General features: G+C 69.2%; 17 protein-coding genes. 1 reads left to right on the plus strand and 16 read right to left on the minus strand.

Translation table 11 applies throughout. The features are described 5' to 3' along the window. Positions 1–7: 7 nt before the first annotated feature. The 4 genes from ABIE44_RS00520 to ABIE44_RS00535 all read right to left on the minus strand — a co-directional run bounded on the left by ABIE44_RS00520 (position 8) and on the right by ABIE44_RS00535 (position 5,993). Positions 8–2,755, minus strand: coding sequence for an ATP-binding protein (locus tag ABIE44_RS00520; RefSeq protein ID WP_209713651.1), 2,748 nt, complete (start codon positions 2,753–2,755; stop codon positions 8–10). Between the two features lie 66 nt (positions 2,756–2,821). Beyond that, entirely contained in the window at positions 2,822–3,943 is a 1,122-nt protein-coding gene (locus ABIE44_RS00525) for a prenyltransferase (protein ID WP_209713649.1), read from the minus strand. Between the two features lie 5 nt (positions 3,944–3,948). Then, on the minus strand, positions 3,949–4,710 hold the full coding sequence (locus ABIE44_RS00530) for a class I SAM-dependent methyltransferase (RefSeq protein WP_209713647.1): 762 nt from the start codon (positions 4,708–4,710) through the stop codon (positions 3,949–3,951). Further along, a complete protein-coding gene (locus ABIE44_RS00535) occupies positions 4,710–5,993 on the minus strand; it encodes a glycosyltransferase family 4 protein (protein ID WP_209713645.1) in 1,284 nt (427 codons plus the stop codon). The genes ABIE44_RS00530 and ABIE44_RS00535 overlap by 1 nt, the downstream gene beginning before the upstream one ends. 173 nt (positions 5,994–6,166) lie before the next feature. On the opposite strand from ABIE44_RS00535, the gene ABIE44_RS00540 reads away from it, so the two are divergent. Next, the gene (locus ABIE44_RS00540; protein WP_354437720.1) at positions 6,167–6,775 is read left to right on the plus strand and encodes a TetR family transcriptional regulator; all 609 of its coding nucleotides are present in this window, start codon (positions 6,167–6,169) and stop codon (positions 6,773–6,775) included. Positions 6,776–6,887: 112 nt separating this feature from the next. Here ABIE44_RS00540 and ABIE44_RS00545 read toward each other — a convergent pair whose 3' ends face one another. From ABIE44_RS00545 to ABIE44_RS00600, 12 genes are read right to left on the minus strand one after another with little or no spacing between them, the layout of a single operon-like run. After that, on the minus strand, positions 6,888–7,646 hold the full coding sequence (locus tag ABIE44_RS00545; protein WP_209713641.1) for a glucose 1-dehydrogenase: 759 nt from the start codon (positions 7,644–7,646) through the stop codon (positions 6,888–6,890). A gap of 9 nt (positions 7,647–7,655) precedes the next feature. Further along, positions 7,656–8,564: a 3-oxoacyl-ACP reductase gene (locus ABIE44_RS00550; protein ID WP_209713639.1), complete on the minus strand. Its 909-nt coding sequence runs from the start codon at positions 8,562–8,564 to the stop codon at positions 7,656–7,658. Between the two features lie 53 nt (positions 8,565–8,617). Next, positions 8,618–8,812: a ferredoxin gene (locus tag ABIE44_RS00555; protein WP_209713637.1), complete on the minus strand. Its 195-nt coding sequence runs from the start codon at positions 8,810–8,812 to the stop codon at positions 8,618–8,620. Between the two features lie 50 nt (positions 8,813–8,862). Continuing rightward, entirely contained in the window at positions 8,863–9,840 is a 978-nt protein-coding gene (locus ABIE44_RS00560; protein ID WP_209713635.1) for an NAD(P)/FAD-dependent oxidoreductase, read from the minus strand. Positions 9,841–9,894: 54 nt separating this feature from the next. Continuing rightward, on the minus strand, positions 9,895–10,641 hold the full coding sequence (locus tag ABIE44_RS00565; RefSeq protein ID WP_209713632.1) for a hypothetical protein: 747 nt from the start codon (positions 10,639–10,641) through the stop codon (positions 9,895–9,897). Next, the gene (locus ABIE44_RS00570) at positions 10,638–11,168 is read right to left on the minus strand and encodes an Rv1363c family protein (RefSeq protein WP_209713630.1); all 531 of its coding nucleotides are present in this window, start codon (positions 11,166–11,168) and stop codon (positions 10,638–10,640) included. The genes ABIE44_RS00565 and ABIE44_RS00570 overlap by 4 nt, the downstream gene beginning before the upstream one ends. After that, positions 11,165–12,397 carry an MCE family protein gene (locus tag ABIE44_RS00575; RefSeq protein WP_209713628.1) on the minus strand — a complete coding sequence of 411 codons (1,233 nt, stop codon included), beginning with the start codon at positions 12,395–12,397 and terminating at the stop codon, positions 11,165–11,167. Before ABIE44_RS00575 ends, ABIE44_RS00570 begins: the two co-directional genes overlap by 4 nt. Next, positions 12,394–13,506 (minus strand): MCE family protein, encoded by a 1,113-nt coding sequence (locus tag ABIE44_RS00580; protein ID WP_354437722.1) that lies wholly within the window; start codon positions 13,504–13,506, stop codon positions 12,394–12,396. Before ABIE44_RS00580 ends, ABIE44_RS00575 begins: the two co-directional genes overlap by 4 nt. Then, on the minus strand, positions 13,503–14,672 hold the full coding sequence (locus tag ABIE44_RS00585) for an MCE family protein (protein WP_209713627.1): 1,170 nt from the start codon (positions 14,670–14,672) through the stop codon (positions 13,503–13,505). Before ABIE44_RS00585 ends, ABIE44_RS00580 begins: the two co-directional genes overlap by 4 nt. Next, on the minus strand, positions 14,672–15,646 hold the full coding sequence (locus ABIE44_RS00590) for an MCE family protein (protein ID WP_209713624.1): 975 nt from the start codon (positions 15,644–15,646) through the stop codon (positions 14,672–14,674). The genes ABIE44_RS00585 and ABIE44_RS00590 overlap by 1 nt, the downstream gene beginning before the upstream one ends. Next, positions 15,646–16,740, minus strand: a complete 1,095-nt coding sequence (locus ABIE44_RS00595; protein WP_209713622.1) for an MCE family protein — start codon at positions 16,738–16,740, stop codon at positions 15,646–15,648. Before ABIE44_RS00595 ends, ABIE44_RS00590 begins: the two co-directional genes overlap by 1 nt. Further along, positions 16,740–17,867: an MCE family protein gene (locus tag ABIE44_RS00600; protein WP_209713621.1), complete on the minus strand. Its 1,128-nt coding sequence runs from the start codon at positions 17,865–17,867 to the stop codon at positions 16,740–16,742. Before ABIE44_RS00600 ends, ABIE44_RS00595 begins: the two co-directional genes overlap by 1 nt. Between the last annotated feature and the right edge of the window lie 4 nt (positions 17,868–17,871).

The raw sequence follows: 17,871 nt of genomic DNA on the forward strand, positions 1-17,871 counted from the left end.
CCGCCGGTCAGGCCGAGCGTGCCGCACCCGGGAACCGGTACGCACCGAGCGCGACGACGGCGTCATCCATCTCGGCGGCGAGCTCGATGAGCTTCAGACCGATGCCCTCGACGTCTCCAGACTCGGCGAGCAGCTCGATCGCCAGCGCGACGGCCGCGACCCGGTTGACGCCGAGGTTCGCCGCGCTGCCCTTGAGCTTGTGCGCCGCCGTGCGCAGCACCGGCGCGTCCCGGTGCTCCCAGGCCTCCTCCAGACCGGCGAGGTGCTCGACCCCGTCGCGACGGAAGTTGTCGATGGCGCGGGTGATCAGCGGCAGCGCCTCGACGCCCATCTCGGCGAGCTCGTCGAGACGATCGGGGTCCAGCACCTGGCGCGCGGACGTCCGATCGAGCTGCGCGGGGACGACCTGGACCGGCGCAGGACGCGCAGCCCGACCTCCTGCCAGCTGCTCGCGCAGGGTCGTCGCGAGGTCGTCCAGCCGCACCGGCTTGGTCAGGAAGCCGGTCATCCCGGCCTCCTGACAGGCCTGGTGTGTTCCGGCCGTGGCTGACGCGGTCAGCGCGATGATCGGGACCTGCGCCCCGCCATGCTCGGCCTGCCGGATCAGCCGGGTGGCGCCGTACCCGTCGAGGCGGGGCATCTGGAGATCCATGAGCACCGCGTCGAACCGGCCGGTCGCCACCCGGGCGGCCGCCGCGGCACCGTCGTCGGCGACCTCGGAGGTGTAGCCGAGGACCTCGAGCATCCCGACCGCGACCAGCTGGTTGACCTCGTTGTCCTCGACCACGAGCACGTGTCCGCCGTGCGAGCGCTCAGCGGGCGCCTCGGCGTCGACGACGGCCTGGTCGGCCGGTACGCCGAACCTGCTGGTGAACCAGAAGGTGCTCCCGGCACCCGGGGACGAGCGGACGCCGATGCGGCCGCCGAGGGCCTCGGCGAGCTGCTGCGCGATCGCCAGTCCCAGGCCGGTCCCGCCGAAGGTGCGGTTCGTCGAGACGTCGGCCTGCCGGAACGGCTGGAACACCCGGGCCTGCTGGCCGGCGTCCATCCCGATCCCGGTGTCGCAGACCTCGACCTGGAGCTCGACGTCCTCGCCGCGGCCCGAGGCGGCCACGGTGATGCGGACCCTGCCCTCGTGGGTGAACTTGACCGCGTTCGAGACCAGGTTGGAGAGGATCTGGGAGAACCGGCTCGGATCACCCTGCAGGTGCCGGGGAACGCCGGCATCGATCACCACGTCCAGGGTGATCCCGCGACTCAGCGCGTCGGCGGCGAACAGGTCGCGCACTCCCTCGACGACCACCGCCGGTTGGAAGTCGACGTCCTCGAGCTCGAGGCTGCCGGACTCGATCTTGGACAGGTCGAGGATGTCGCTGATCAGCACCATCAGTGCTCGCCCCGCTCCCTGCATCGCCTCGGCGAGCTCGCGCTGGCGGGGGTCCAGCTCGGTGTGCAGCAGCAGGTCGTTGAGTCCGATGACCCCGTTGAGCGGCGTGCGGATCTCGTGGCTCATCATCGCCAGGAAGTCGGACTTGGCCTGGGACGCTGCCATGGCGACGTCACGGGCCGCGGCCAGCTCCAGCGCGGTGCGGTCACGCGCGAGGACCTGGTCCAGCTGCCCGGCCACCTGGTCCACCAGTGACTGCATCATCGCGTGACGCTCGAACGGCGACCGAGCGGTGATCACCAGCACCGCGGCGGTCTCGCCCTGGTAGGTGATCGGGAAGGCGATCATCGGGGCTGCCGGCTCCCAGTCCTCCTCGAAGACCGTCGCGCCGACCGCGAGCGCACGCACGGCCACCGCCTGCTCGTACGTGGAGGGCAGCACCGGGTCGTCCGGCACCAGCGGAAGGAACTCCAGGGCCCCGTCGCGGACGTCGAACGCGACCGCGCGCTGCCAGTCCGGGTGCGCCAGGAGCAGGTCACGCAACGACAGCAGTGCCTCGCCGAAGGTGGTCGCCTCGTTGGCGGCCGTGGCGAGCACCTGCATCAGGGTGTTCACCTCGACGGCGTCCAGCAGGTCCAGCTCGGTCTGCTTGAGCTCGTGCACGTCCTGGACGGTGCCACCGAAACGAACCGGCCGCCCGTCGTCGTCGCGCTCGAGCACCTCGCCCACGACCCGCATCCAGCGGACCTCGCCGTCGGTGCGCCGGATCCGTACGTCGAGGCGCTGCTGGCCGGGGTCGCGCTCGATCCGTGACCAGCTGCGCACCGCCTCGTCGCGGTCCTCGGGAACGATCATCGAGGTGAAGCCGGCATACCCGGCGGCGAAGGTGGCGCGGTCGACGCCGAGGACGTCGTACATGGTCTGGGACCAGCTGACCTCAGCCGGCTCCGTGCGCACCTCCCAGCTGCCGAGCCGGGCGATCGTCTGGGCCTCGGCGAGCTGGCTCTGGCTCCGCCGGAACTCGTCGAGCAACGTCCACCGGCGGCGGTCGTCGACCATCTGGTGCAGGCGTCCGATCACGCGGCCCTCGTCGTCCAGCAACGGGCGCTCGCTGACCAGCAGCGGGATCTGCGACCCGTCGGGCCGACGACAGAGCCGCTGCACGTCGAGGGCGCCGACGTCGGTGGCCCACCACGGGCTGGCGAAGACGTCACTGGCGCGGGCCGCGCGGACCTCAGCCTCGGTCAGACCGAGCAGCTCGCCGACCCGGGCGTTCGCGAAGAGCGTCCGTCCGTGGGTGTCGACCAGCCACAGACCGTCCGTGCTGGACTCGACGATCTGCCGGTGGAACGTGTCCGGGTGCGCCACGCTCGTCCTCCCTCCCGAGGAAGTACGAGCCTAGGACCGTGCCGACCGGCTACCGGCGGGTTCGGTTCAAGCCGGGACGTAGGTCCCCGTGCAGCTGCACTCCAGGGCGATCTCCTCGAAGTGCGGCGCCAGGGTGTCGCCGCGCATGATCCCCGACCCGGGGGTCGTGCGGGAGAGCTCGTCGGCGGCGAGCACCACGGCCGCCGCGGTGTACGTGGTCTTCTCGTCCGGCCAGTTCACGTCCTCGGGGAAGACCCAGCCCGTCCAGTAGCGTCCGTCCTCCACGCGCAGGTGCTGCATCGCGGCGAACTGCTCCAGCGCGCGCTCGTGGTCACCGATCGCGTCCAGCGACATCACCAGCTCGCAGGTCTCGGCGCCGGTCACCCAGTTGTTCTGGACGACGCACTTGATGCCCTTGCCGTCGATGACGAACGTGTCCCACTCGCGCTCCAGGAGCTCCACGGCGGCGTTGCCACGGACGGCACCACCCAGGACCGGGTAGTACCAGTCCATCGAGAACTCGGACTTGTCCAGGAACAGGTCGCGGTGGCGGCGCAGTGCGTGCCCCAGCCGACCGCCGGCGAGCTCCCAGTCGACCTGCGGGTCTCCCACCAGATCGGCCAGCGCGACCCCCGCGCGCAGCGCCTGGTAGATGCTCGAGGATCCGGCCAGCAGGGCCTGCTCGTTGACCTTCGCAGGGCCCCAGCTTCCATCGGCACCGACGGCCCACTCCTGGGACCAGGCGATGCCACCGAACGGGAGCTGCAGCCCGACGACGAAGTCGAGGCCCTTCTTCACCACGGGCCACATCCGGTTCACGAACGAGCGATCTCGGCGCAGCAGCCAGTGGTGCCAGACGCCCACCGCGAGGTACGCCGACATGTTGGTCTCGCCGGAGGCGTCCTTGATCTCACCGACGACGATCTCCATCGGCCACGACCCGTCGGAGCGCTGCGTCCGCACGCACCAGTCGTAGGCACGCTCGGCGGCCTCGATCTCGCCCCCGACGAGCATCGCCATCGCGCCCTCGACGTGGTTCCAGACGTCGGTCTTCTCCCCCGGGGTCCAGGGGACGGCGCCGCTGGGCTCCTGCATCGCGGCGATCGAGGCAGCCGTCAGCGCGACCTGCTCGGAGGTGAGCACGCCGTCGACGGCAGGGATCTGCCAGGTGCGTCCGCCAGGGTTCACCGCGCTCAAGCCGTCAGTTCCGGCTTCCGGAAGTACAGCACCATGCTCTTGCCGATCAGCGGGTTGAGGGCCTTCTCCGCGAGGCGGGTGACGGTCGAGTACCGCGGCGTCTTCATGATGTCCCAGACGAGGACCTGGTGGTACGCCTTCACCAGCGGGTGGTCGTTGTTCTCGACGCCGACCGCGGACTTGATCCACCAGTACGGCGAGTGCAGGCCGTGGGCGTGGTCCTTGCCCTCGTAGGTCATCGCGTCGCCCGGGGTGCCGTCGTTCGGGCGACCGCCCTTGGTGACCTTGTCGATGAGCTCGTGGTCGGTGTAGATCCGGATGTGGCCGCCCTCGGCGTTGTGGTAGTCCGGGGACAGTCGCCAGTTGATGACCTCGGGCAGCCAGCGCGGCACCGTGATCGCCATCGTGCCGCCGGGGCGCAGCACCCGGATCAGCTCGGAGATGGCGGTGACGTCGTCCCAGATGTGCTCGAGGACCTCCGAGCAGACGACCCGGTCGAACTCGCCGTCCGCGAACGGCAGCGCGAGCGCGGTGCCCTCCTTGATGTCGGCGGCGGCACCCACGGGGACCTCGCCGGCCTCCTTCATGGCGCCGAACAGCTCGAGCACGTTCGCCAGCTCGTCGGCGTCCTGGTCGAACGCGACGACGTCGGCGCCACGGCGGTACATCTCGAACGCGTGCCGCCCGGCGCCGCAGCCCATGTCGATGACGCGGTCACCCGGACGGAGTCCGAGGCGGTCGAAGTCAACAGTCAGCATCAGTTCTTGCCCTTCTTGATGCGCTTGACGCGCTGGTGCGTGCTGGTCGGGTTGACCGCGTAGTCGGCGATCACGCGCTCGTAGGCCTCGGCGGTCGCCCTGGCGACAGCGGCCCAGCTGAACAGCTCCTGGGCGCGGACGCGGCCGGCCTTGCCGAGGCGCTCGCGGCGCTCGGGGTCGTCGAGCAGCGAGGCCAGCGTGCTCGCCAGCTCGCCGACGTCCCCGGGGGCGACCAGCTCGGCGCACAGACCGTCGGGGCCGACGACCTCGGGGATGGCACCGGTCCGGCTCACCACCAGCGGCGTCTCGCAGGCCATCAGCTCGGCGGTCGGCAGCGAGAACCCCTCGTAGAGCGACGGGACGACGGCGATCTCCGCGGAGCCCATCACTTCGACGAGCTCGGCGTCGCTGATGCCGTTGACGAACTTGATGTGCTCACCGATCCCCAGCTCCTCGATCAGCTTCTCGGTCCGTCCGCCCGGGGTGGGCTTGGTGACCAGCAGCAGCTCGAGGTCGCGCTCGGTGCGCAGCTTGGCGAACGCCTCCAGCAGGGTGGCGATGCCCTTCATCGGGGCGTCGGCGCTGGCCATCGCAACCAGGCGGCCCTTGACGCGCGGCTTGGTCGGCGGCACGAAGCAGTCGTCCACGCCCAGCGGGATGACCTGCATCTTGTTGATGTCGGCGCCGAAGTCGTTGGCCGCGTCGACCTTGGAGGACTCCGAGGGCAGCAGGATCCAGCGGGCGCGGCGTACGACGGCACCCTGCATCTTCAGGAACCCGTACCAGCGGCGCAGGCTGAGCTTCTTGCGCAAGGGAGCCGCAGCGATGTCCACGCGGCGGTCGAAGGTGATCGGGTGGTGCACGGTCGTGAGGACCGGGATGCCGACCTCCTTCTCGATGTCCATGACGCCGTGGGCCAGCACCTGGTTGTCGTGGACGATGTCGAAGTCGTCCTTGCGGTCGCGCATCGCGCGCAGCAGCCGCTTGCCGAAGGTGCGCGGCTCGGGGAAGCCGGCGGTGCACATGATCGCGAACTCCTGCGCGTCGATCAGGTCGCGGAACTCCCAGGGCCAGACCATCCGGAACGGGTCGGGGTCGCGGTACAGGTCGAGGCTGGGCAGCTTGGTGAGGCCGACCCCCTCGTCGAGCTCGGGGTACGGCTGGCCGGAGAAGACCTCGACGCTGTGACCCAGCGCCGTGAGCTCACGGCTGAGGTGACGGACGTAGACGCCCTGTCCTCCGCAGTGCGGTTTGCTGCGGTAGGACACGAGTGCGATGCGCAAAGGCCCGCCCTTCCCAAATTTCCCGGGTCGACCCCGGTTGTTTCTTCGCTGTTTCGGAACTGCAACGTGTTTCTATTATGACTGATCCCGCTGCTAGCCTTGGAATCAAGGTCAATCAGGCAATTGTGCAGGATCGACCAAGCTTCTCCCAACGCCCCGGAAGGCTGCAGATCTTGACGACGAATTCGCTGACGGCCGACGACCTCGGGTCCGCCGCGCAGCGCGACCGCCGCCGCAGGATCCTGGACGCCACCATCGCGCTCGCCTCCAAGGGCGGCTTCGACGCCGTCCAGATGCGCGCGGTCGCCGAGCAGGCCGACGTGGCCCTGGGCACGCTGTACCGCTACTTCCCCAGCAAGATCCACCTGCTGGTCTCCGCGCTCGCGCGCCAGTTCGACGACACCTCGAGCATGGTCGGCCGCAAGCCGGTCCCCGGCGACTCCGAGGCCGAGCGCGTCATCTACGTGCTGCGACGAGCCACCCGCGGCATGCAGGGCGACGCGAACCTCACCGAGGCGCTGACCCGGGCCTTCATGTTCGCCGACGCCTCCGTGGCCACCGAGATCCACGTGGTCGGCATGCAGATGACCTCGATGCTCAACCGGGCGATCAAGGGCGAGGCCTACGTCGAGGGCGAGCAGCCCTCGGACCAGGACGTCGCCATCGCCCGCGTGATCTCCGACGTCTGGCTCTCCGCCCTGGTCAGCTGGGTCACCGGCCGCGCCACCGCCGAGGAGACCGCCGAGCACATCGAGACGGCCGTCCGCCTCGTCCTGCGCTGACCTGGCAGCGATACGCACCTCAGCACCGCTGACCTGGCAGGAATGTGCAGCACCCTGTGCACATCGCTGCCGGGTCAGCGTGATTCAGCGGCACATCGGTGCCAGGTCAGCGTCAGGCGCCGAAGGCGTGGGTGGCGGTCACGCCGCCGTCGATCGCGATCTCGGCACCGTTGATGTAGCTGGACTCGTCGCTGGCCAGGAACACGTAGAGCGGCGAGACGTCGGCCGGGTGACCGACGCGGCGCAGGGGCACGCGGGAGGCACCGAACTCCATCGCCGCGTCGCCGCCGTGCGGGCGGGTCATCGGGGTGTCGATCATGCCGGGGTGGATCGAGTTCACCCGGATGCCCTTGGGCCCGAGCTCCATCGCCGCGGCCTTGGTCATGCCGCGCACCGCGAACTTGGTGCCGCCGTACGCCGCCAGGGACGCCATCCCGCCGAGACCCTCGGTCGAGGAGGAGTTGATGATCGAACCGCCGCCGTTCTTGCGCATCGTGCGGGCGACAGCCTTCATGCCCAGGAACGTGCCGAGCTGGTTGACGTTGAAGACCAGCATGAACTCCTCGACGGTCATCCGCTCGATGTCGCCGAAACGGAGGATGCCGGCGTTGTTGGCCAGGACGTTGACCGGACCGAAGCGCTCGTTCACGTCCTCGACCAGCGCGGTCCAGGAGGCCTCGTCGCTGACGTCGTGGTGCCGGAAGTAGGCGCTCTCGCCGAGCTCGTCGGCCAGGGCCTGGCCCTGCTCGTCGGCCACGTCGGCGATCGCGACCTTGGCACCCTCGGCGACGAAGTCGCGGGCGATCGCAGCACCCTGGCCCATCGCGCCGCCGGTGACGATCGCGACCTTGCCGTGCAGTCGGTTGCTCATCGGGTGTCCTCAGACCTTCAGCTGCATGACGGAGTCGGCGGCGAAGCCCACGCTGGGATCACGGCCCTCGAAGTAGCCGCCGAGCGACTTGTCGAGCTCCGCGAGGTCGAAGGCGTCGCCGGTGGTGTCGAACCGCTGCTCCACGACCGGGGCGCCGATCAGGGCGACCATGCCGCCGTACACGACGAAGAGCTGACCGGTGATGTTTGCCGCCGCCGGGGAGGCCAGGTAGGCCACCAGGGGGGCGACGTGCTCGGCCGAGTACGGGTCGACGGTCTTGCCCGAGGTGTCCTCGCCGAAAACGGCCGCGGTCATCGCGGTCCGGGCCCGCGGGGCGATCGCGTTCGCACGGATGCCCATCCGACCCAGGCTGCGCGCGCTGGAGAGCGTGAGCGCCGTGATGCCGGCCTTGGCGGCGGCGTAGTTCGGTTGACCCGGCGAACCGCTCAGCGAGGCCTCGGACGCGGTGTTGATGATGCTGCCGTAGACCTGCTCACCGGACTCCTTGTGCTTCGCGCGCCAGTACGCCGCAGCGTTGCGGGAGAGCAGGAAGTGGCCGCGCAGGTGGATCTTCGTGACGAGATCGAACTCCTCGTCGGTCATGTTGAAGATCATCTTGTCGCGGGTGACACCGGCGTTGTTGACCACCACGTCGACGCCGCCGAGCTTCACGGCCGCCTCGATCATCGCGTCCGCGGTGGCTCGCTCCCCCACGTCGCCGGCGACCACGGTCGCCGTACCGCCGAGTGCGCGGATCTCCTCGGCCGCCTCGTCGCCCGCGCCCGGCAGGTCGTTGATGACGACCGCGGCGCCGGCCTTGGCCAGGGCGACGGCTTCGGCGCGTCCGAGACCGGCTCCGGCGCCGGTGACGATGGCCACGCGGCCGTCCAGGCTCAGCGGGTCAGTGGTTTCAGGCATGCGAGTACTGCTTTCTGGTCAGGTGCGGAGGGAGCGGGAGCTGCTGGGGCCGGTCAGCCCTCGACGAGGCTGATCGCGGACTTCGGGCACGCCGCGATCGCCTGGGCCACGGCGTCGCGGTTCTCGTCGGTGACGTTCTCCTCGGTGATCTGCAGGAAGTCGTCGTCGTCGATCTCGAAGTTCTGCGGCGCGAGGGCCTCGCACAGGGCGTTGGACTCGCAGAGGTCAAAGTCGACCTTGATCTTCATGGTGGTTCCTCCGGGTGTGCGTTCTGGTCTGGAAAAGTCGTGAGGGAGGGTCAGGAGCCTTCGCTCGAGTGCCCCGGGAAGACGCCCTGATCGGGGAAGATCAACGGCGCCGCGTTGTTGATCGCGGTCGCGACCTCGCCGAACCCGACGGCGATGAGGCGGACCTTGCCCTCGTACTCGGTGATGTCACCGGCGGCGAAGACACGGGGCAGGTTGGTGCGGGTGGCCGAATCGACGACGATGTGCCGCTTGTCGAACTCCAGACCCCACTCCTTCATCGCGGTGAGGTCGGCGACGAACCCGAGCGCGGCGACCACGGCCTGAGCCGGACGCGTGACCACCTCGCCGTCCTCCAGGGTGATCTCCACCTGCTCGACGTGCCCCTCGCCCGACAGGGCGGTGACCTGAGCCTTGGTGATCACCTCGGCCGGTCCGGCGAGCACCTTGTCGATGGTCGCCTGGTGGGCGCGGAACTGGTCGCGACGGTGCACCAGGACGATCGAGTTCGCGATGCCCTCGAGCTGGTCCGCCCAGTCGAACGCACTGTCACCGCCGCCGACGATCACGACGTCCTTGCCGACGTACTCCTCGAAGGACGGGACGAAGAAGACCAGACCGCGGCCCTCCCAGCCGTCGCCGGCCGGGAGCGGGCGCGGCGTGAACTTGCCGATGCCCGCAGTGACCACGACAACCTTGGCCTGCACCTCGGAGCCGTCGTCCAACCCCATCACGACGTGGTCGTCGTGGACGGTGAGCGCGTTCGCGGTGACGTTGAGGAGGTAGGTCGGCTTGGCGCTGGACGCCTGCTCGACCAGCGCGTTGACGAGCTCGCGCCCCTTGATGGTCGGGAAGCCCGCCACGTCGAGGATCGCCTTCTCGGGGTAGAGAGCCGAGACCTGACCGCCGATCTCGGGGAGGGAGTCGACGAGGGTCACCGACATCCCGCGGAAGCCCGCGTAGTACGCGCCGAAAAGACCGGCGGGACCGGCTCCGACGATGAGCACGTCGGTCTGGTGGGTAGAGGGCACCGCAACGTCCTTCCGGGCAGCGAGGCTCCGCAAAGTGGAACCTGTTCTAATTTATCAGAACGCCTCGATCTTCGACACGATCCAGTCGCCATCTTTGCGCGTCAGCGTCATCAGCACGCGGTTCTGGTTCAGTTGCTGCTTCGGCGAGTCCTCCGCGGTCGTCACCGCGTTCACGAACAGCAACGCCTGCGCCCTGCGCGGCTCGATCGATACCAGGGACGACGCGACGACGGTCGCCTTGAGGGTGAGCTTGGCCTTCAGCACCTTCGGAGAGGCCTGCTTCATGACCTCGTCGTACTCCTTGATGAAGTCGGCGGTCATCACCGCGCGTGCCTTGCTCTCGTCGGCGTCCAGGGTCTTGTAGGAGTAGGACAGTGCCGTGACCGCGTTCACGGACGCGCTCCGCAGGGCCGCGTCGCGGAACTCGGTGCTGACCACCTGGTTGCCGATCCCGATCCGCAGACCGTCCTCGCGGGCGTCGTCCTGCGTGAGCCCGTTGACCACCAGCCAGACCGAACCGGCCGCGAACAGCAGTCCCGCGAGCACCAGCGCGACCAGCAGGGCGGGGACCTTCGAGGTTCCGCGCGCCGGTGACGTCTCGTCCACCTCCCCCTCGGCCGCCCCGTCCACGACCTCGGGCACGTCCGTCCCGGGCTCGTCGAACGAGGCTTCCGGCGGGGGCTCGTGCGCCGCGGGCACCGGCGGCAGGTCGGACTGGCAGAACCGGCACTTCACCGCCGCCACCTTGATCGTCTCGGCGCAGAAGGGGCAGACCTTCTCGTCGTCCTGCGGCGCGCTCATCCGACGAACTGCAGATCGTTGACGAGCCAGGTGCCCTTGACCAGCCTGAGGTCGAGACGGAACCGGTAGTAGCGCTTCTCGTCCACCGACTGACCCTTCGCCTTCGCCTCGGTGATCAACGAGTTCGAGACGGTGCTGTCGGCAGCGACCAGGGCGACGGCGGAGCTGCGGGTCACCTCGCTGATGCCGACGTGGTTGACCTTGCCGATCGAGGTCGCCTTGCCCTGCACCGCAGCGGAGGCGAGGTTGGTCCGAGCAGTCGAGTACTGCTCCTTGAAGGTGCCCGTCGCCAGGGCGAGCACCTTGTCGATCCGCGAGTCCATGCTGCGGTAGTCGACGTCGAGGAACGCGAGGGTGGCCTTCTCGGCGGCGGCTGCGACGGCTGCGTTGCGCTCGCTCAGGGCGACCGACGCGTCGTCGCGACCAGGGGCGGGATCAGCACGAAACAGTCGGATGCCGAGGATCGCGACGAACGTGGTCGCCAGCACGGCGGTCACGACTGCTGCGACCTGGACCGGACGCCTCATGGTGCCTCGCCCAGCAGCATCCACTGCCAGGAGTTGTCGCCGAACACGGTGTGCCTCCCGATGGACAGGTTCTCGCTGACCTGTCCGGTGCTTGCATCGTAGGGCGAAACCCGGTTCCTGTTGCCGGTGACACTCGACGGCGCTGGTGCGTACTTGGACCCCCGCTGGTTCACCGGCGGTCCCGAGGCGCAGTGCGCATCGGTGTACGGCGCCGTGTCAGTCAGGTCCGTCGCGGGCCGCCACTGCGCCGGCGGCAGGTAGCCGGCGGTGCACGCCGGAGTTCCGTAGTCGAACTGCAGGTTGATGTGCCCGTAGCCGTCCCCGGGGGTGCCCGTGAACCCGCCTGAGACCACGACGGGAAGAGTGACCAGCGTCTGCTCCAGCGCGTTCAGCCGTGCGGTGACCACCTGGTTGACGGTCACCAGGTTCGTGAGGAACACCGGGAGTGTCGGCGCCAGCCCGGCCATCAGCGCGTTCACCTCGTTCACCGCCACGGTCCCCCCTTGGAGGATCGTTCGGAGCTCGACGTCGGAGTCCTGGAGCGTGCCGGTCAGGTCGGCGAGGTTCGTGACGAGCGAGCGGATCCCGGCGGCGTGGGCTCGCTGGGTCGCCAGGACCGTCCTGCCGGACTCCAGCAGCCCGATCGTCTCCGCCTCGTTGGCGCGAGCCTGGTCCACCAACGACGATCCGGCGTCGACCATCCGGCGCAGCGGATCCCCCGTCCCGCGGAAGGACGTGCCGAGCTCGGTGACCAAGGTCTGGAGGTCAGCGCGGTCCACGGAACTGACCAGCCCGTCGACCTTCAGCAGCACGTCGTCGGTGGCCACCGGGAGGCTCGCCGCGGTGCCGACGAAGGTGTGGCCCTCCCCGGCGTACGGGCCCTTGCCGCTGCTGGGCTCGAAGTCCAGGTACTGCTCCCCGACCGCTGACAGGTTGTGCACGAAGAGCGGGGCCGACCGCGGGATCCGGGTGCCCTCCTCGACCGTGAAGGTGAGCCGGACCCCAGTGGGGATGACCGTCATCCGGTTGACCTTGCCGACGTTGACGCCCCGGTAGGAGACGTCGCTGCCGACGAAGATGCCGCCCGAGGCGGGGAGATCAGCGTGCAGGGTCAGGCCGCGACCGGTCACCTTGTCGATCAGCCCGAGGTAGCCCGCGGTCACGTACACGATCCCCACGGCGCTGAGGATCGCAAAGGCGATCAGTCGGTTCCGGACACCGGCGGTCATCGGGGCCCTCCTCGGAGCAGACCGGCGAACCCAGGTGTCGCCTGCGTCCGGGGGCACAGCAGGTTCAGCGGTGCCGAGGCGCACAGGTTCGCGAGGTTCGGGAGTCCCGAGGATCCCCCGGTGCCGAGAAGCTTGGCGAGGTCGAAGTCCATCCGGAACAACGCGTTCGCGTAGTCCCCCATCGCCAGGTCGGCGGCCTCTTTCGGGAACGGGAAGCTGGCCAGGATCGAGATGCCGCGCGGGAGCGAGTCGCCGGCGTCCGCGAGCTCGCGCAACGCGGGGGCCAGGTGCCGGAGCGTAGCCAGCAGGTCTGCCTTGCTCGCGCGGAGCACCCGGGTCCCGACCGCTCCGAGCCTGTCGAGCTGCACGAGCATGCGGGTCAGCTGGTCCTGCTGGCCGCTGAGAACCTCGAGAGCCGGCCCGACCGCGTCGATCGCGGCACCGAAGGTCGTGCGCTCCTTGTTCAGGGTGCGCACCAGTCGGTCGACCGCGGCCATGGCAGCGACGATCGAACCCTTCTGGTCGTCCAACGACCCGACCAGCCTGGTGATGTTGGCGAGCGCGCCCCGGGCGTCCTCCGTCCGGCCGTTGAGCATCGTGTTGACCTCGACGCTGATCGTCTTGATCTGCTCGATCCCGCCACCGCTGAGCACGCCCGAGAGCGCGCCGAGCACCTCTTCGACCTCCGGGTTCTTGCCGGTCCGCGACAGCGGGATGTTGTCGCCCGTCCTCAGCCGCCCCGACGGCTTCGTCGCGGGTTCGAGCAGCGCGACGTACTTCTCCCCGAGCAGGCTCGTCTGGCGGATGTCCGCCTCGGTGTTCGCCGGGAGGTCGAGGTCGCGGCGGACCTGCAGGGTGATCCTCGCGTGCCAGCCGACCCGCTCCACCTCGGAGACCTGCCCCACCGGAACGTCGTCCACCATGACCGCGGTCCTCGGGACGACGTTGAGCGCGTCGGTGAACTCAGCGGTGACGGTGATGGCGTCGTCGGGATCCACCGCCTTTCCGCCCGGCAGCGGCAGGTCGTAGGCGCCGTCGAACCTGCACGACGAGAGCAGCACCGCTGCCACTGCCAGCACGACGAGGCGCACGGCGTACCGGGGCGTCACGAGGCGGCCCCGAGGAGCTGACCCAGGTCCGTGCTCGGGCGCGCTGCTCCGACACGCGCTGCCTGGTGGCGTCCGGCACCGATGTCGGTGCTGCCGCTCAACGGCCCGACCAGCTTCTTGAGCAACGAGCAAGCCAGCTGGGAGTTCGGGATCCTGGCGTTCGCCACGACGTCGCAGAGGATGTTGCCGAGGCTCGACCCGGTGGGACCGAGCTGCATGCGTGACCCGATCGAACCGGTGCTCGGGTCGTACGCGAGCGCGAGGTTGCCCAGCCCCAGCGGGGCGAGCTGCAGCGCCGTCCCCAGGGCATCGGACTCCGAGGCCACTGCACCCAGGACACGGGAGAGCCCCTTGATGTTGCTGGTGAGCGACGCCCGGTTGTCGCGCACGAACCCGCGGACCTCCTTCACTACCTGGGCCAACGAGACCAGTGCCCTGCGCAGGTCGTCACGCTCTCCGGCAAGATCGGCGGACACGCCCGCGAGATTCGCCACGAAGCTGTTGACCACGTCGTCGTTGCGTGCCAGTGCTCCGGTGAGCTCGGAGAGCTGCCGCACCGAGCTGAACAGCGCGCCGCTGTTGTCGCCGAACGCCTGGACGGCCTCCGACATCGACCGCAGGGTCTGGTTCGCGAGAGCGCCGTTGCCGCCCAACGCGTGGGCTCCTGAGGTGATCAAGGAGGCGAGCGCACCGTTCTTGTTCGCGCCGTTCGGTCCGAGCGCGCTGCTCAGGTCGGCCAGGCTTCGGTAGATCCGGTCGAGCTCGACCGGCGTACCGCTCCGGTCGAGCGGGATGTCGGCGTGGTCGGCGAGCTCGGGCCCCGAGGTGTACGCCGGCGCCAGCTGGACGAACCGGTCGGAGACGAGGGTCGGCGTGATGATGGCCGCCCGGGCCGTCGCCGGCAGCTTGTACCTCGCGTCGTACGTCATCACGACCCGGACGCTGTCGCCCTCGGGGGTGACCGAGGTGATCGTCCCGATCGGCACGCCCATCAGGCGCACCTCGGAACCCTTGTAGAGGGCGACGGCCCGGGAGAAGTGGGCCGTCACCGTCCGCTCGTCGTCGCCGCCGACGAAGACGGTGAGCCCGGTCAGCACGACCAGCAGCGCGACCAGTCCGGCCGCCAGCCTCCCGCTCATCAGCTCCAGCGTCCTGCGCACGTCCATCACCGCTCTCCCGGGGCGAATTCACCGCTGGCCAGGCCGACCAGGTTGGGTACGTAGGCGTCGAACCACGGCCCCGTACCGATCACGTTCACCAAGATCCGCGCGTACGGCGCCAGGTTGTGGATCGTCGCCCGGATGGCGCTCTCCCGCTTCTGGAGAAGGGTCACGACGGTCTGCAGGTCGGCGAGTGCCGGCCCGATCTGGGCCTCGTTGTCCTTGACCACCCCGCGCAGCGACTGCGCCAGCCGCCGCGCGTTCACCAGCAGGGCGTGGATCGCCTCGCTCCGGCTCTGCAGCTCGGCGAAGACCAGGTCGCCCTGTTCCATCAGCGCGACGAGGTCACCCTTCCGCGCGGCGAGGAGCGCCGTCACGCTGTCGGCATGGTGGAGGAGTCCCTCCAGCGCCTGGTCGCGTTCTGCGATCGCCCGCGAGACCCGGCTGATGCCGGTGAAGCTCGCACGGACGTCGGGGGAGGCGGCGTCGAGGGTGCCGGAGAGCGTCGTGAACGCCTTGGCGAGAGCACCGGTGTCGATGTCCTCGGTGGTCGTCGCGAGGTGGGACAGGGTGCTGACGATGTCGTAGCCGGAGCGGGTCCGGCTGAGGGGGATCGTCGAGCCTTCAGGCAGGTCACCAGCTCCCTCGGACTCGATCCGGAGGTACTTGCTGCCCAGGAGGTTGAGGACCTCGACCGAGGCGCGAGCCTTCTCCCCCATCGTCTGACCGTGCAGCTCGAACCGAACCCGGACCTTCTGGGAGTGCACCTCGATCCCGGTGACCTTGCCGATCTTGACGCCGGCCATCTGGACCATGTCGCCCGGGGCGAGCCCGGAGGCGTCCGCGAAGTCCGCGCTGTACCCGGTGCCTCGGAAACCTGGGAAGCGCTGCAGGTTGAACGCTGCTGCCATCACCACGAGGAGACACGTCAGCGAGATGATCCCGAGGCGTCTGATGCTCTGGTCGGTGTGCCGCGCCATCAGCTGCACCGTTCCGCGGTGCTGTGGAAGTTCATGTTCGTCAGGTTGCCGACGATCTGGTCCAGGATCGGCCCTGTGAGGTTCGGGATCGCGAGCTGAGCCAGGTCGACCCGGGGCAGCTTGATCGACGCCTCGACGTCGCAGAGGTAGTAGTTGTACCAGGACCCGTAGGTCCCGATCCGGGTCTGCCGGCGGAACATCACGGGCAGTCGGGTGAGCATCTCGTCGACCAGCTTCTGGCTCTGCGGCTTCGCCATGGTGGCGGCGATCCTCCTGATCTGCGCGATGTCGTCCTTGAGGAAAGGACGACCCTGGGTGAGTACGTCGGCGAGCTCGCCGGAGAGGTCGCTGATGTTCTTCAGCGAGGATCCGAGGGTCTTCCGGTCACGGGCCAGACCGCCCAACCACCCCCGCATCTGGACCACCAGGGTGCTGAGCTCGCGGCGGTGGTCGTCGACGGTGCTCAGCATCGCCGAGAGGTTGGTGATCACGTCCCCGATCAGCTCGTCACGGTCGGCCAGGGTGTTGGTGAGCGAGGCCGTCCGGGACAGCAGCTCCGAGACGGTGCCGCCCTCCCCCTGGAGCACCTTCACGAGGTTCAGGGAGAGGTCGTTGATCTGCTGCGGGTCGAGCGCGCTGAACAGGGGCTGGAACCCGTTGAACAGCTCGGTGAGGTCCAGTGCAGGCTCCGTCCGGGACATCGGGATGGTGCTCCCTGCCGCCAGGCGCGGTGCCCCCGGAGCCCCCTGGACCAGGGCGAGGTACCGGGTGCCGACGAGGTTGAGGAACTGGATCCTGGCGCCGCTGGACTCCGTCAGCGGGACGTTGCTGCGTACCTTGATCGTGACCCGGGCGCGCGACCGGTCCACGATCTCGACGTCGGAGACCGAGCCGACCGTGATGCCGGCGATGCGGACGTCGTCCCCGCTGCTGATCATGCTCGCGCTGGAGAACATCACGCGGTACTCGGTGGTCGAGCCGAACCCGAAGTTCCCCATGATCATCGCGAGGACGCTGGTCACCACCAGCGAGACCGCCGTGAAGATGACCAGCTTGACCGCAGCCACCGCGGTCAGGGTGCTCCGAGCCGACATCAGCGCTCCCCCGGGTTGTCGAGCGTGCTGCCGTCAGGGAGCGGCGTGTTCGCTGCGGGCACCGGAGGGTTCGGAAGTCCCAGGCACCACGGTCCGTGCCCGGTGCCGGCGTACTCCGGCTTGTCGGCGGCGGTGTAGGCGCGCCGCTGCACGCCGTCGAGACTGAGCGTCTGGCGGACCCTGTTCCCCTTGAAGATCTCGGCGAGGCGCCCCGTGTACCGGTCGAGCCCTTTCAGCAGGCACGTGAACTCCGGGGAATAGGTGTCCAGGAGCGCGACGAGCGGCCGTGACAGCGCGACCTCGCGGACGATCAGGTCTCCCGAGCGGGTCAGCACCTGGTTGCTGGTGATCGCGAGGCGGGTGGTCGCCTGGATGAATCCGGCCAGCTGCGCACGCTGGGCCGAGATCGTGCGCGCCGTGGTGGTGGCGTTCTTCATCAGCCTGATCAGGTCCGGTGCCGCCACGGCGTACGTCCTGCTGACGCTCGCGAGACCTGCGAGGTCGGCCTCCAGCGTGGGCAGGTGCACGTTCAGGTGCGCCAGGTAGCTGTTCAACCCGCTCACGGTCTCGCCCAAGCGCTCGCCACGACCCGCGAGCGCGGTGGCGAGGGCGTTGAGCGTCGTGTTCAGATCCTGAGGACGGATCGACCGGAGAAGCGGGAACAGCGTGGCCAGGACCTGCTGCAGCTCGACGTTGGTGACGACCCGCGAGGACGGGATCACGTCTCCGTCGCGCAGCGGCGTGCGGGACGGTGCTCCCGGGTCCACCAGGGCGACGTACTTCTGACCGAAGAGCGTGGTCGGACGGATCTCCACGTCGACGTTCCCGGGGATCCGGCGCGCAGCATCGGGCTGCAGTGCCACCCGGATGACAGCCTGCCTGCCGTCCTGACTGATCTCCCGGACCTGGCCGACCAGCACGCCGTGCAGCCGTACGTCACCGAACTTCGGGAGCTGCAGACCGGCGCGGTCCGCCTTGATGGTCACCATGGTCACGGAGGTGAACGTCTTGTTGTAGATGGCGATCGAGAGCCAGATCAGCAGGACCAGACCGAGCGAGTAGGCGATGCCCGCGACGAGGAGCCGCCGGTGCTCGGACGGGTTGTCGTGGTGGATGTTGATCAGCACGGCG

This window comes from Marmoricola sp. OAE513, assembly GCF_040546585.1.
Classification (GTDB): domain Bacteria; phylum Actinomycetota; class Actinomycetes; order Propionibacteriales; family Nocardioidaceae; genus Marmoricola.